Source organism: Paludibacter sp., assembly GCF_009712605.1.
GTDB lineage: Bacteria > Bacteroidota > Bacteroidia > Bacteroidales > Paludibacteraceae > Microbacter.
The window spans coordinates 126,260-142,005 of the sequence record NZ_WASO01000015.1; the positions used below are offsets into that span (position 1 = coordinate 126,260).

Genomic DNA, 15,746 nt, shown 5'->3' on the forward strand with positions numbered 1-15,746 from the left:
ATCCTATATACCAATTGTGATGAAAAAATTTTATCTTCTCTTAGCTATTATCAATCTATTGATTGTCTACTCTTGCTCCAAAGACAATGAAAAGATAACACAACTCTCTTTTGCTCAAAATCCCGTTCAGCTACGTATTGGAGATACGCTAACGCTGAAGGTTACATATGCTCCGGCCAATCTTCCGGCTCCTTCATGCCAATGGACGAATACTGATCCCTCCGTTGCTACACTTGATTCGCATGGTAAGCTGACAGGTATAAGCCGCGGAAATACATTAATTATGATAACTACAAATGATGGAGCTTTAATTGCTACATGCATGGTAACCGTCACATTCAAAGGCGACGGTTCCGTTAATAACCCATATTGTATTTATACGCTAGCGGATTTAAAAAATTTAAGAGACAGTATTAATAAAAATAATGCTGCGTATGGAAATAAAGCTTACAAATTGATGGCGGATTTGGATTTTTCAAAAGAGACCGATCCCTGGATACCTATTGGAAATGACCTTTCATGCTCATTCAAAGGTGTTTTTGATGGGAATGGAAAGACAATCACCCATATGAAGATTAGTGATCAGAGTCATGACCGGACTTACACGCAGTATGCCGGTTTTTTTGGTTGCATTGAAGGAGCAATAATAAAAAATTCAGGTATAGTATGGGAAGAAATAGTGACTAACAGTGTAACTTCAGATACTAATGCTTATATAGGTGGCATTGCCGGGTATGGTTCTGGTACCATTGATAACTGCCATACAAGTGGAGAGTTTCTCTTTCTTAAGCCAGATGTTTCAGGATATGTAGGTGGTATTATTGGATACGGAGCAATGCCTGCCTCAATTGCAAATAGCCATTCTGATGTCGAAATACGAAATGGTTATAATTCCGGTGGTATTGCAGGGTATCTGATTGGCACTATTTCTAATTGCTCTGCTGCCGGAAACTTAAATTCCGTGCGTAAATACGCGGGTGGTATTGCAGGTTGCAGCGTGGGTTTGATTATTAATAGTTATTCTTTAGGTAAATTGTGTCTTTATTCAGGATATGTATCTGGCGGCGTGTCTGGATATCATAGTGGTCAAATAGTGAATTGTTATGCAACAGGAGAGATTAACGGAACTTATTCGGGAGGAATCGCCGGAATGGGTGGAACCATATACAACTGTTATGCTTCTGGTGATATTTATGGTTATGGTGGTGACGATATTTCCAACATGCCGGGATTTGCTGGTGGTATTGCAGCTCAGGCTCTCGGTATAACTAATTGTTTGGCAATTGGCAATGTCGTTAAAGTTTTTTCCAACCATAATGCAGCAAGAATATGTAGCTTGTTTTTTTCATCTGGAGGTTCCGAACTCAATTATGCGAATTCATCTATGAGGGTAGCTCCCGTACCTGATCTCTCAGACACAAGACGTAACGGTTATAACCTGACTGCACAGCCCGTTGATTTGCTCAATGCTTATGTTACCGCTAACCCTACATTTAATGGCATTCCGTTATCGAAATGGAAAGTAACACTAGGAGTAAACAATTGCTATCCGGTTTTTGAATAGCATCAGGATCGCATTCAAAATAGAACACCGTTTTTTATTAATACCCCAAATTAGCTTGTCCGTATTTTAAAATAATTAAATATTTACATAATGTGCTATTTGCCAAGTACATCCTTTAGTTTGACTTTTGATACGCTTATCAGTTTTATTCCAACCAATAAAAAGGAACTGGAGAGAAACGAGTATTTACAGAAACATATTGATTTCGATGAAGGGAAAGAAATGAAAACATATCTTGAAAGACAACGGAAAAAATTACTGTTCAAAATGACCACCAATGGAATGAATGATACTCCTTTAAACCACGCAATCTTTGATTTTGTAGTGAAAAATCCGGATTTGGGCAATTGTTTAAGTTGGCGTTTGACCGAATATTTCAAACTGGAAGGTTCTCAATTAATGGCTGTCGAAAAAAGGTCTATTAAAATCAAAGTTAAACTGTATTACATTTACTGGTGGGCATTAGTTGTCCTTTCTTTTTTAACATCTTGTGGGGTCATCTATAAATACCACGACTCCTTATTATATTCTACCCTTGGATGTTTTGCATTTATAATTATGACTCCTGTTGGTTTCATTATGATTGGTAACAAACAACGTACAATGAATTTTATCAAACAATTCAAGAAAAGGAATATTGTGTAGTTAAATCAAACACTTATGCCCACTCGCATTTTATATATTGTACTTTTTATCCTTTCGGGGTTTACCTCCTTTGCCCAGCGGTACCCCGTGCAGGGATCACTGGCCATTGCTTCGCCCTATTCGTGCAACCTGAGCGACTATGCCAACGCCAACCTGCAAAACCTGGCGCTCAACCTTACCCTTGCCGACATGACGGTGGCCAACAAGCGGGTGCGGCTCAAGCTGTTTGTACAAACCCAAAATGCCATTATAGCCCAAAGTACCGACAATGTGCAGGGCGAACCGGTGATCGTCCTTGATGGAGGTATCCCCCAGCGGTTCACTAATACCGAACTGGCGCCCTACTTCCGGCAGGAAAACCTGCAGGGTATCGTTCCTGACGCGTATGCCCGCTCGCTGCCCGAAGGGGTTTACACCATTAGTTTTGAAGTGTACGACTACTTTACGGGTAACCGCCTGAGCGGACGTATCGGACAAACCTTTTGGCTCATCATCAACGATCCTCCCCTGCTCAACACGCCTGCCGACAAGTCGAAGATTGCCGATTTCTCCTCCCCTTCAGGTAGCGGGGGCATTGTCTTCAACTGGACACCGCGCTCCACGCAGGTGAGTAACACTGAATATGAGTTGACCCTCTGCGAACTATGGGATCCGGCAGGCGATCCTTACCAGCAATTCTTGGCGGCCATACCCAAATACAAAACCACCGTATCGAACGCCACCACCTTTATTTATACGCTGGCCGATCCGCCTCTGCAATCGGGTTACTGGTATGCCTGGCGGGTACGCGCCAAGGCCAAGGCGGGTTTCGAAGATGTGGGGCTCTACCGCAACGACGGCTACAGCAACCTCTACACCTTCCGCTACGGTGATCCTTGTCCGGCACCGCAAAACCTGAAGGCGGAGGCAAAAAGTCATGACCAGATAAACCTCACCTGGGATGCTCCGGCAGTTTCTCCCCTCTCCTCGGGAGAGGGGGCGGGGGAGAGGTATAAGGTAGCCTACCGCAAGTATAATCTTGCAGGCAACTATAGTTGGACAGAAACGGATGCTACCAATGCCTTTTACAATATTACCAACCTCGAACCCGCTACCGAATACGAGTTCAAGGTCGGCGTGCTTTGCAGTTCTCCCTTGGGAGGGGGGCAGGGGGAGGTCATTTACACCTCTAGCCAACGCGCCACCACCCTCCAGACTGGACAAATAAAGGGTGTCGATTGCGGTAAAGAACCCGCAATCGATATCAGTAACAGGAATCCCATTTCGTTGCTGAAGGTGGGCGATGTGGTGATGGCCGGCGACTTTCCGGTGACCCTCTTCAAAATAAGCGGTACGCAGGTAAGCTGGAGCGGCGAAGGTTGGGTGCGTGTGCCCTGGCTGGCCGACACCCGTATACATGTTACTTTCAGGAATATTCAGGTCAATACCGACTACAAGCTGATTGCAGGCTCGTTCAATACGGTGTATGACCCGAAGGGCAAAAACATTGCCGATGTGGACGAAGCGATAAACGATGCCAAGGGAATAGTTACCGGCGGTACCGATGTGGGCAAGGTGGTAACCGGAGAAGCAACACCCGCCATCACGGTGCCCTATACCATTACGCCTGCCGATCTGACCGGCTCCACCTTTACGCCCAACACTACCGGGGGCGGCACCATCACTCTGGCAAGCGGCCAAACCATCGAGATGGCAAGTGTGCCTGCCACGGTGCAGGATGCTGTCGGTACAATCTATCAGGCCGATAAAGACGGCAAACTGACCAAAGTAGGCTCTACAGGCGGGAATGGAGCCACGCTGTTGGCTGCTGCCAACCTGACGGTAGTCGATGGTTTGAAAGGCTCCGTAACTTTCGCGCCAACCAACGAGACCAAATATGCTTTCGACCCCTGGCATAAGGTTTACGATAACAATGGTACATGGAAAGCCAAATACGAATCGCTTGCCATGGCAGGCGGCGGCAGTTACCGGGTAAGCTCCAAACTGATGGTGCCCGACGAAGCCGACAAGGTACTGGCACTGGTCACCCTCAAAGACAAGAGCTTAATGCCCGACAGCATCCGTTTTGTAAACGGCAAAGGCACACAGTTCGCAACCCGCAAGATTACCGATACCAGTTTCGAGCTATCGCTGGTAGGCGGCCCCGCGGGCGATGCCCAGGAGGTGTATGCGCTCTATCCGCTCAACGGAAAATCGTATACATTAGGTAAGCTACTGGTGGCTTCATACCAACCTCGCACTATCAAACTGTCGCTGGTGCCGGTGAATGGCACTGCGCTGAACGAGGATGCCATACGCGAAAAACTGGCGGCCATATACGAACCGCTGGGAATCGATTTCGACATCAGCGTGGAAGATAACTTCGACCATGCGCCTCTGCGCGACACGCCGCTCAAGGTGGAAGGCAGCGGGCTGCTTAGTGTCTATACCGACCAGATGAAGGAGCTTAATAATGCTTTCGTGGCTTCGGGTAACTACGAGAACGGAACCGTTTACCTCTTTGTACTGCCCAAAGGGGCTGACAAAAATGGCAACGAGAAGGGGCTGGAAGGTGATATGCCCCGCGGACAGCAATTCGGTTACCTTTTTGCCGAAGGGCTGAACGATTCACAGCTTGCACTGGCTGCCGCCCACGAGATAGGCCACGGTGTATTCCAGTTGCAGCACACCTTTAGTTACAGCGGTATCAAACAGGGCGTTCTCTCCTCCAACGTGATGGACTATCCGGCAGGTGATGCGTTAAGCAAACTGCAATGGGATCTCATTCACGACCCGGGGTTGTTAATCGGGGTGTTTGAGACGGATAAGGGAGTGGAAATGGCTGGTGGTATTGCTTATGTAGCCGACAAAGTTGATAAGAATGGGGAGCCAATTACCTTTAAATATGGAACTAGCGAATGCAAATACTTTACTGTTGACAAGGGGTGGATTGGTAAATTCAGCGACAAGGACATTGACAGTATCAAGGCGGTATTTATCAACCAAAGCGGCTATTTGGTTCAGATTACAGATCTGAACAACAATGTCTATAAACTATTTAGTGCGATTAATCTTTCATCCAAAGAAAAACAACGTTCAGCTGCATGTTACTTGGTTAACGAAAAGAAAATCAGGGCTGATATTAAAAACGGTACGGTATCTCAGGGATTGAAGATTATCCCATACAATAACAATGCCGACACTGCTTATCAACTAACGGGGAAAGCCATTGATGCATATCAGTTTACAACCTTGGCTGTGGAACGAAGTGCGGCAGGGAAAAATATATTGGTATTGGATGGCAATACTTTTAAATGTCATACGCTAACCGAATGGGATTTGACAAGAGATCCTCACCACTCTGTTTTGTTTGTTAGCGGTTATCGATTTTCTTATCCTGAAAAGACACACAAAGATGATATTTATACGAGTGATGTTGTCGATGAAGGTAAACCCTATTGGGCTGGTATTGATGACCTTTTCAAAACAAGGTTAAAATGTGCCAACGTGTATTATGCAGATGGTCAAATGAGTATTACAACTTCTAACCACAACTGGGATAACAATGTTGAAAAATCGATGGCAAAATTCTATTGTAGCGGTAAAGGCGTGATTGATGCCGTTCCTTCATGTGCGGTGGAAGCCGGTATTAAGTATGGCTCAAATGCAATTGAACTTATTCCCATAGTAGGTGCCGCCATTAAAATCACGTTGGTCGCGACCGATGTGGCCTGCAGTGCGACACCACATTTAAATACTGAGTCCAACCCAACCGGCTTTAACATCCGTAGACAGACTGGAGCCAATGGCTCGGGAGAAGCATTTTTGAAGAAGCTAATGGCAAATCCTAATATTGCCAAAAACAGTGATGGCTTCATTACCGACACCCTCGACATTGTATGCCACTCCATGGGATACGCTTACGCGCTGGGAATGATTGATTATTTAAAAGGGAAGGTTACCTTTGGACGGCTTTATATTATTGCCCCCGAAGATGCCGGTGCCGGAGGTGCGGATTGGACTCAGTTCTCCGAAGTGTGGCAGTACGGAAGCGATGAAAGCAACGACCCTATTAGCAAACAAGATGGAATTGCACCACAGGTGCCTTGTCCGGGTATTCCTAATTTACCTACGAATAAAGGTGGCCGTGCCTACATTCCTCAGAATGGCACTGTAAAAAGAGGCTTTTATAGTTCACATTCGATCGGAAATTATAAATGGATATTTGATATTAAACCCAATTTACCTTATCCCCAAAGCAATGGCTATGTTAAACAGAGATAGTTATATAAAGATTGTATTCATTTTATCAGTAATTTTCTTTGCTGGTTGTAACCAAAAAGAATCTAACAACAAATATCATGTAATATCCAAATATTACAAATCTAGTATTAGTAAAAAAATATGGCAATTGGCAAATGATTCTATAAAAAGCTGGAAAAAATCTAATTTGCAGAGTTGGAAATATGATCCTTCAAAAGGCGAAAATGTGCTTGATACTACTGTTTGTGTTAATAATAATGGAAATAAGGCTGTTATGGCAATATTATCACACGATTTTTCTCCAAATGCAAAATTAGAAGCTATTGGTTTTTTTTATGGGTTTAAAATAAAAGAAGAATGGTATTTCTTCACAGGAGCCACATGTTATTTACCTCGTAAAAATTACACAAAAGACATTCACACGCCATTGTCTTTTGCCGAGCTGCATGAAATCGCCATGAAGGAGGTATTCAGCGGGTATCTGGTAGAAAAGAAAACGAAAAAAGATATGGGATGGTGGAAAAATATCTTTGCACCGGAGTACAGCTATTCTTATGAGATTAATGATAAATGGTTTGATGATCATTTTAAAACCAGTTGGGGATATTATAAGAATGACAAATTTATAACTCCATCAACTCAGAGAGAATGGGATAGTTTATATATAGATAAGGCGTTATCGGTGTGGAGAAAATAAACCGACCCATAGGACTTGCTTCTGCTGATTTTCAAATCCGATGTTGGATTACAAATTAGTTGAAATGAGAAAAGGAACGAATTTATAGAAGCCAGATAAAGTTATGGCCCTCGCTGCCGCACGATTAGCGCAGCGTATCGTGTGGCCAAACCATGCGGTAGAAGCAAAGACGAAATAGTAACTGCCGATCGGCAAAACAAAGCAAACACAGTAATGGTCAAACCAAAATAACCCGGAAATAGAAAAGTCAGGTAAAGTTATGACATATAAAAGAAATATTCTATGGCTGATAGCGGTCGTACTGTTGGCGCTGCCTCTGGAGGGGAAAGCCGCAGCCGGTGTGTCCGCAACTAAAGATACGCTGGCGTCCAAAGCCGTGGTCTCGATACAAGAGCTGGAAAGTTACCAGAGATACGTGGATCAGATTTCGGTTTCCGACCTCAGCGACCTGCCCGTTGGCCTGAAAAAGAAATTCGGATCGGCTTCGGTTACACTGGCTGTGAGTCAGGCAAAGTTTATGCCCAACTACACCCAGCTGACTGTGTTTTGCAAACTCACCCTGCCTCAAAACGACCCGGAGACCAATAAACCCAAAGAACTTTACTTCGGCGCCAGCAACGTAAAACTCTCGCATGGTGGCGGTCTTATTGGAGACGCCCGTCTCTACCTGCTCAAAGATATCGATATACCACTGGGCAAAAACAGCTTTTCAATTACGCTCAAAGGTGCCCGCAATGTCAATGTACCCGATCCCACGAGCGATACCTATGCCACTCTTACCTGCGACGGCATCAAAGAGATAGCCCTTGCGGCCGATGTGGTTTTTCCGAAAAGTATGTTGGTGCCGCTCAACCAAAATTTGGAGGCCGATAGTACACAACAGGTAACAGCATCTTTCAAAACGGTTATCAGCGACTGGAATGATATTTTGGCAGAAATAAGCCTGCCTACATTTGCGGTGAAAGGGCTGGAACGATTTGCTATCTCGGTGGATAAGGCCGTGGTGGATTTGAGCGATACTCGAAACTCGGCCGACGTGTCATTTCCCGCCGGCTACTCCAATCTGATACCCGGGCAGGCGAATCTGTGGCGTGGTGTCTACGTCAATAAGCTGAAAATAAGTCTTCCATCCGAGTTTAAGAAAAAGGGTTCGGACGAGCGCGTCACGTTTGAGGCCAGCCGGATGCTTATCGACAATGCCGGAATAACGGGCAGCTTTGCCGCGTCCGGCATTTTACCCGAAGGAACCGCCTCGGGATGGACGTTCTCAGTCAATAAGTTTTTTATCAATCTGGAAGCAACCCGGTTAACCGGTGGTGGATTCGAAGGCCGCATACAACTACCGGTTTCACAGAAACAACAAGGCGACACGCTAGGAATAGGCTATAAGACGGTATTTACCGATAGTAATCAATATTCTCTGCAGGTAAACACCATCTCCGATATCAATTTCGATCTGTTTCAGGCCAAGGCGCACATCCTGCCCGGCTCGCAAATCGAAATGACAGTCAAAGACGGCAAGTTCCGTCCCCGGGCTCTGCTCAACGGCAGTCTCACCATTGCCGCTACCCGGCAACAAAGCGGGGAGAGCGCCAAGTCGGATCAAAAACCGGTTACTTCCATCAAAGAGATTGATTTTGAGGGGCTGGTGCTACAAACGGAAGCCCCCTACATACAGGTAAAAAATTTCGGATACAAGGGAGATGTGAAACTGGGATGTTTTCCGGTGACCCTGTCGGGCATTGCAATCAAAACGACGTCCAATGAGATAGCACTCACCATGGATGCACAGGTGAACCTGATGGCCGGCAAAATAAGCGCTGCCACCAAACTGGGCTTCGTGGGTGCCGTGCAAACGGTGAACGAAACAACTTCTTTCGTCTTCAAACGGGTAGATATCGGGGCTGTTGCCATCGATAGCGTCAATTTCGGAGGATTTTCCATTAGCGGCAGTCTGGCGTTTCTGCGTGATGATCCGGTCATGGGCAACGGGTTTGCCGGTAAACTGAAATTGATTACCCATTTCAGTAAATCGCTGGAGGTGGATGCTCAGGCTGCTTTCGGGGCAAAAGACGATGTGAGCGATGAGGGGGGAGCCTTCCGCTACTGGTACGTGCAGGCAATGGCAACGGGCTTCAATATTCCGATAACAGCAGGTCTTTCCATTACCGGTTTGGGTGGTGGAGCAAGTTACCACATGCTGAAAACAGCGGCACCCTCATCAGCCGTCAGCCTGTGCGGCATCAACTATGCTCCCGATAAGAAATACGGATTGGGCTTTAATGCCAAGGTAAATTATAATGGAGGAAAAGCAATATCGGGCGATGCCGGCTTCGAAATGATGTTCACGTCAAGTTGGGGACTTGCCAACATGGGTTTTTACGGGAAAATCTATTTTGCACCTCCTACGTTCATCAAGGATTTCTATTCGGATGTAGCCGGAGCCAAGAACTATCTGGGTGATCAGATGCAAAAGACATTGACAAATATACAAAACTCATCTTCTTATCAAACACTTGCGGCAAACGGCAAATTTGCCGATTTGGCAAACAACATACAGCCGGTCAACACAACTCTTGATGCTCAGGCATCGATGTTGGCCACGGTGGGGATCAATTTCGATTTTCAGAACAGTACGCTCCACGCCACTGCCGAGGCCTATATAAAAACCCCGGGCAACATCATCCGGGGTGCAGGGCAAAACAACAAGGCAGGATGGGTGGTGCTGCATTTTGCTCCGAACGAATGGTACGTGCATATCGGCACACCTACCGACCGGATCGGGTTGAAGATTGGTATCGGAGGCTTGAGTGCCCAGGCTGATGCCTACTTTATGGTGGGTAGTCGTATTCCGGGTAGCCCTGCTCCACCACCTGAAGTATCGCAAATTCTCAATGTCAGTGCGCAATCGCTCGACTACATGCGAGATCTCAATGCTTTGGGAGATGGTAAAGGTTTTGCCTTCGGGACAAGCCTGAAAGTGAGTACTGGCGACCTTCGCTTCCTGATGTTCTATGCCAATTTCAATGCCGGTATCGGATTCGACATAATGCTCAAAGATTATGGGAATGCTCATTGCGAGGGCAGTTCAGAGCCCATTGGTATGAACGGATGGTATGCCAACGGGCAGGCTTATGCTTACCTGCAAGGGGAACTGGGTATCCAGGTCAAACTATTGTTTATCAAGAAACGGATTCCAATAGTAAGCGCAGGAGCGGCAGTGCTGATGCAGGCCAAACTGCCCAATCCTTCATGGTTTTCGGGTCAATTGGGCGGATATTTCAGCGTGTTGGGCGGCTTGATCAAAGGACGCTTTAGCTTCAAAGTTACACTGGGTGAAGAATGTAAAATTGTTACCGGATCGGATAATCCTTTGGACGACATCAAGATTATTTCGGATCTTACACCATCCGATAAATCGACGCAGGTGGATGTGTTTACCACACCGCAAGCAGTTTTCAACATGCCGGTTAATAAGACATTTTCGCTGGAAAACGGTTCAGTATACCGTATTAAACTAAATAGTTTCACCGTAACCAAAGGTGGAGCTACTATTCCGGGTAAGTTGACATGGAATAGCAATAATGATGCGGTTTCTTTCGAGAGTACCGAGATTTTGCCTCCGGTTTCTGAGCTTAAAGCGTTGGTTAGTGTGGGCTTTGAACAACAAAACGGGAGCTCGTGGCAAACTGTTTATGACAACGGGAAAGCTGTGTCGGAACAACGTGAAATTAATTTTACCACAGGAACAGCACCCGACAATATACCGCAATCCAACATAGCCTGGTGTTATCCTGTGAAAGGCCAAAAATATTTCTTCCCGCAGGAATACCGTCAGGCGTATGTGCAACTCAAACGCGGGCAGGCCTACCTTTTTAGTGATTCTCAATATAGGTATCAGGCGCAGTTTACGGCTGGTGAAGAAATGGTTGCGTCGCCATTGGGCTACGATGCGGTGAAACGGCAGGTTACGCTCACGTTGCCTGAACTGAAAACGTCGCAGGCATACAGCTTGACATTGGCAGGTATTCCTGCAACAACCGGGAGTGACAATGTAAAACAGGAAACCTCTACGATCACCACCAATGGTAATGATATACAGGTTACCAGTAAAAAGGCTGCCGGAGTTACTACTTCATCGGAGGTCCGAACTTTTTTAACTTATAATTTCAAAACAAGCCGGTATTCTACTTTCAGAGATAAAATGGCAGCTAAAGTAACAACACATCCGGTCTACCAAATCATCAACACTTTTGTGGGTGCTTTGCAGGCTGATGTGGCAGGCGATGAAGCTTTCGACGATGCCGAATTATGGGGCGTTGACCTCTCCGGAGCCAAGCCGTTGATACAGCCGGTGGCCGAGCTCACCGACAATTGGTACAATCTGGATGTCAAACCGCGGTTGTATGCCCAATATCCTCCTGCCGGCGGATTCTTTATTACCAAACGGGATACATCGCTGGTGGGATTTCCTCCTGTGAGAGCTGTTGAAGCCATGTCGTGGTACAAAACCATGTCGGATAACGAACCGTACCGTGCCGATTTGATTGTCCGCCTTCCATTCCGTTATTATCTTGATTATTACTATTTCAACGATTACCGCGATATTCAGGATCAGGTGGTCAACCGTTATTGCAACACTGCTTCATCCGTGCCCGATAAGTTAAGGCAGATCTACATACAGGGCGTTTATCCGCTTATGCGCAGGGGAAAATATCCTGCATGGTTCAGGTACGTTTTGCCCGGCAATGTGGAAAGCAGTGGCTACCGGTTTGAATTTGAGAATAAATTGTAAGAAAAAACAAAGACTTATCGCAAAGTGACACTAAACGATGTGATAATTCTTAGTGATGCTTGTGAGATCAACCGTTGTGACTTTCGGGTAAAACAGGGATTGTAAATTATATTTTGAAGAGAAAAATGAAGAATACATATTGTTTGAGTTTGATTTTGCTGGTCATGCTGTTATGTGGTTGCTATCACGAAGAAGTCTTTGAGGTAAAGGCGGGCTTTAATGCAGAGGTGGTCAATAACAACTATTCCGTACCGGTATTGGTAAAAATAAGCAACAATACCATAGGGGCTGAGGATTATGCCTGGACTATGGATGGTGCGAATCCAGCCTCTTCTACAAACCGGGATCCGGGAACGCTGCAGTACGATACTCCGGGGACTTATACAATACATCTGGAAGCCAGAAACCAATATGGAGGGAAGAACAGTCGTGATACTACTTTCTCTTTTGATGCTGCCATCCGCATGGCTTTTACAATAAGCAACAGTGGATCGTGGTATCCGGATGCGACTGCCCATATAACCAATAACACTGTCGGGGCAACTACTTATCAATGGAGTTTCCCGGGAGGAATCCCTTCGTCGTCCACGCAACAATTCCCGGGGAATGTGGTTTTCTCTACTCCGGGAACCTATACTATCTCTCTGAAAGCCGGAAATGGTCGTGTAAGTTATACGAAAGATACAACAGTGACCGTTTTGCCCGATTTGGTCAACGATTTCAGTGTTACCTGGGCTGCCGAGGATAACGATATGGAAGTGCCATTTACTGCTTACCTTCAAAATAACTGTGTCAGTGCAACTTCTTTGCATTGGTCTATGCCCGGAGGATCGCCCGGATCATCAGCAGCTACGGCATCTGCGGTCATGTATACCGCCCCGGGTACATATACGGTAAGTCTGACTGCATCTAATGATAAGAAGAGTATCAGCCGCTCAAAGTCTTTTACCCTTTATGCTAACAGTAATCTGTATCGTTTCAATAACGTACATCTGGGAATCAATACGGCGCAGAATACTATTGGAAGTTGTTTCTCCTCTTTGCTTGGCAAAGTGCTCAAAGTGGACGAGATCAACAACACAAACGGTAGTAGCATTGATTTTGTCTTTTTTGGATTCGACAGCAGCTTTTCTATCAATAAATTTATTTCGCCTTCGGATGTGATGAGTTATACCTTTGCCCGGGTCATTCCCGGTGCAATTACTACTGGCATCATCAACCGGCAGGAAAGCTGTGGTTGCGGAACTTCGATGACTTCGAGTCAATTCGATACCATGACAGACGATACGCTTTTGAAATCAATGACAATCTCCACAACGTCCGTCGGAGCTGCTGAATTTGATAATACGGCTATTCCCCGTATCATTCTTTTCCGAACACAGGATGGCCGCAAGGGAGCTATAAAGGTGAAACAGTTTGTGGCAGCCGGACAGCAAAGTTACGTGGTATGCGACATTAAGGTAATGAAGAATGCTTAAAAACGATGAACTATAAATTAATGCCACATAACACAGCTACCTATAAATTGACCTCGAATCACGGCTATCATAAAGCAATCATATTCGCGTCCAAAACAGACGGGAATAACTTCGGCTGCATAGTTCATCGGTCAACATCTATAATCTATATTTTTTTATCCTTAGTTCTAACTTCAATTTGCCTGAAAGCCCAAACCTATACAGCCAGTCCGGACCTGGGAAATATCAAAGGAGCCTTGCAAAGCAAATTTCAAAAACCATTCGGTCTGAATGGAGGCGTATCGCTCAATTCGGTGCTGACCGAAAATTGGGGATATGGCGCGTCAAATCCAAACCCCTTCTCCTGGATAGCAACAGGAAATGTCAATATCTTTCTTTTGGGCACATCCATGCCATTTTCTTTTTGCTATAGTAATCGCAAGGTGCAGTATACCAATCCATCATTTAAATTCAACCGTTTTGCCCTGCATCCCAAATACAAAGAATGGACACTGCATATCGGTGATTTGTCCTCTACGTTTTCGCCTTATACCTTAAATGGATTCCAATATACGGGCGCCGGTGTGGAGTATAATAAAGGGAAATGGCAGGCACAGGCATTATATGGCCGGTTTTTAAAGGCAGTCAAGGAAGACTCGTTAATCATTCCTTCCTTTAAAAGAATAGGATGGGGTGTAAAAACTCTTTACAATGACGGAGGACGCAAGATCGGACTCTCGGTATTCCATGCCAAAGATAATCCGGCATCCATACCATCACCAGTACTGGACAAAAATGCAGGGATAACACCGATGGAAAACACTGCGTTTGCAATTGAAGCTAGTTATCCACTGTTGCAGAACTTATTGGTGAACTTTGAATACAGTACCAGTATCCTGACCAACGACTTGCGGCTATCTGGTGACACTACGACTAATAGCATCTCTTTGGTCAAACGGCTAGTCGGGACGGCTAACAGTACAACCTCCATTTATCACGCCATCAAAGCCGGGTTCAACTATACCTTGCAAGCATCGGCTATCGGCATTACGTATGAGAGAGTTGATCCCGGATACAAAACTTTAGGAGCCTATTTTTTCACTAATGATTTTGAAAATATTACTGCCAATTTTACACAAAACTTATGGAAAGGGATAGTGATTATTGGTATGAATGCCGGTTTGCAGAAAGATGATTTGAATAATTCAAAACAGAGCCGGATGCAACGCATGCTTTTATCCGGAAATTTAACAGTAAAACCTTCACAAAAACTCAATCTTGGGCTTTCGTATTCCAACCAACAATCGTACACATTCCTGCGCACCGGATTTGAACAGATCAATCAGGTAACGCCCTACCAGAATCTGGACACCTTAAATTTTACGCAATTATCACAAAATGCAGGATTGAATTGTACGTATGCACTAAGACAGGATAAACAGCAGGTACAAATGCTTACTTTTAACTGCAATTATATGGAAAGTGCAAATAAAAAAGGCGATATAATACGTCTGGGAGATGTAACCCGTTTTTTTAACGGAAATGCCGGGCATAGCATTACATGGCAACAGCAGGGATTTTCTCTGGCAAGCGGAGTGAATTTTAGTTATAACTATGCGGCAATGATGAGCAGCTTTATCTGGGGGCCATCTCTGAATATGACAAAAACGCTATTCAAAAAAAATGTAAGAGCAAATTTTGGAGTTTCTTATAATACAAGTTCCTGCCAGAATAAGACAATCGATATAATGAATGTGCGAGGAGGAGTAAATGCGGTAATCGCGAAAAAACACAACCTGAATGCCAACGTAGTATGGCAACAGAAAACTGGAAATTCAGTAGTCTCTTCCACCTACATGACAGCAACCGCCGGATACACATACTCTTTCTGAAACAAAAAATCCTAACTGATTTATAATTAATTAGGATTTGCTTTGCTGGTACCCAGGATGAGATTCGAACTCACACAAGATTGCTCTCACTACCCCCTCAAAGTAGCGTGTCTACCAATTCCACCACCTGGGTATTTACTGATGGTGCCCAGAACAGGACTCGAACCTGCACAGCCTTACGACCACTAGTCCCTGAAACTAGCGCGTCTACCAATTTCGCCATCTGGGCTTCAGTTAAGAAAAAAAAGGCGGAAAACCCGCCAAATTTTTTTGAGCGAAAGACGGGACTCGAACCCGCGACCCCGACCTTGGCAAGGTCGTGCTCTACCAACTGAGCTACTTTCGCGTTTGCGGATGCAAATATACGCTCTTTTTTTTAACTGACAAATATTTTCCGTAAAAAACTTCTTATTTTGTGTAATCGGTTTATATTCAATTGTTATTGGATGTGTGG

Annotated in this window: 7 protein-coding genes and 3 tRNA genes; 7 read left to right on the forward strand and 3 right to left on the reverse strand. The window is 45.1% G+C overall.

Translation table 11 applies throughout. The annotated features are described in order from the left end of the window. The first annotated feature begins 19 nt into the window (after positions 1 to 19). From F8N35_RS13035 to F8N35_RS13065, 7 genes are all read left to right on the forward strand, one after another. On the forward strand, positions 20 to 1,564 hold the full coding sequence (locus F8N35_RS13035; RefSeq protein ID WP_293053811.1) for an Ig-like domain-containing protein: 1,545 nt from the start codon (positions 20 to 22) through the stop codon (positions 1,562 to 1,564). A 90-nt stretch (positions 1,565 to 1,654) separates the two neighbouring features. After that, the gene (locus tag F8N35_RS13040; RefSeq protein ID WP_293053814.1) at positions 1,655 to 2,209 is read left to right on the forward strand and encodes a hypothetical protein; all 555 of its coding nucleotides are present in this window, start codon (positions 1,655 to 1,657) and stop codon (positions 2,207 to 2,209) included. A 15-nt stretch (positions 2,210 to 2,224) separates the two neighbouring features. Further along, complete coding sequence (locus tag F8N35_RS13045) at positions 2,225 to 6,472, forward strand: fibronectin type III domain-containing protein (protein WP_293053817.1); 4,248 nt, start codon at positions 2,225 to 2,227, stop codon at positions 6,470 to 6,472. Beyond that, a complete protein-coding gene (locus F8N35_RS13050) occupies positions 6,456 to 7,148 on the forward strand; it encodes a hypothetical protein (RefSeq protein ID WP_293053820.1) in 693 nt (230 codons plus the stop codon). Before F8N35_RS13045 ends, F8N35_RS13050 begins: the two co-directional genes overlap by 17 nt. Before the next feature lie 259 nt (positions 7,149 to 7,407). After that, positions 7,408 to 11,943 carry a hypothetical protein gene (locus F8N35_RS13055; protein ID WP_293053823.1) on the forward strand — a complete coding sequence of 1,512 codons (4,536 nt, stop codon included), beginning with the start codon at positions 7,408 to 7,410 and terminating at the stop codon, positions 11,941 to 11,943. Positions 11,944 to 12,068: 125 nt separating this feature from the next. Continuing rightward, positions 12,069 to 13,421: a PKD domain-containing protein gene (locus F8N35_RS13060; RefSeq protein ID WP_293053826.1), complete on the forward strand. Its 1,353-nt coding sequence runs from the start codon at positions 12,069 to 12,071 to the stop codon at positions 13,419 to 13,421. A 5-nt stretch (positions 13,422 to 13,426) separates the two neighbouring features. Continuing rightward, entirely contained in the window at positions 13,427 to 15,292 is a 1,866-nt protein-coding gene (locus tag F8N35_RS13065) for a hypothetical protein (protein WP_293053829.1), read from the forward strand. A gap of 46 nt (positions 15,293 to 15,338) precedes the next feature. Here F8N35_RS13065 and F8N35_RS13070 read toward each other — a convergent pair. From F8N35_RS13070 to F8N35_RS13080, 3 genes are all read right to left on the reverse strand, one after another. Then, positions 15,339 to 15,425: transfer RNA gene (locus F8N35_RS13070), tRNA-Leu, on the reverse strand. Positions 15,426 to 15,434: 9 nt separating this feature from the next. Next, positions 15,435 to 15,521, reverse strand: a tRNA-Leu gene (locus F8N35_RS13075). Positions 15,522 to 15,565: 44 nt separating this feature from the next. Further along, positions 15,566 to 15,638 (reverse strand) — tRNA-Gly (locus tag F8N35_RS13080). Between the last annotated feature and the right edge of the window lie 108 nt (positions 15,639 to 15,746).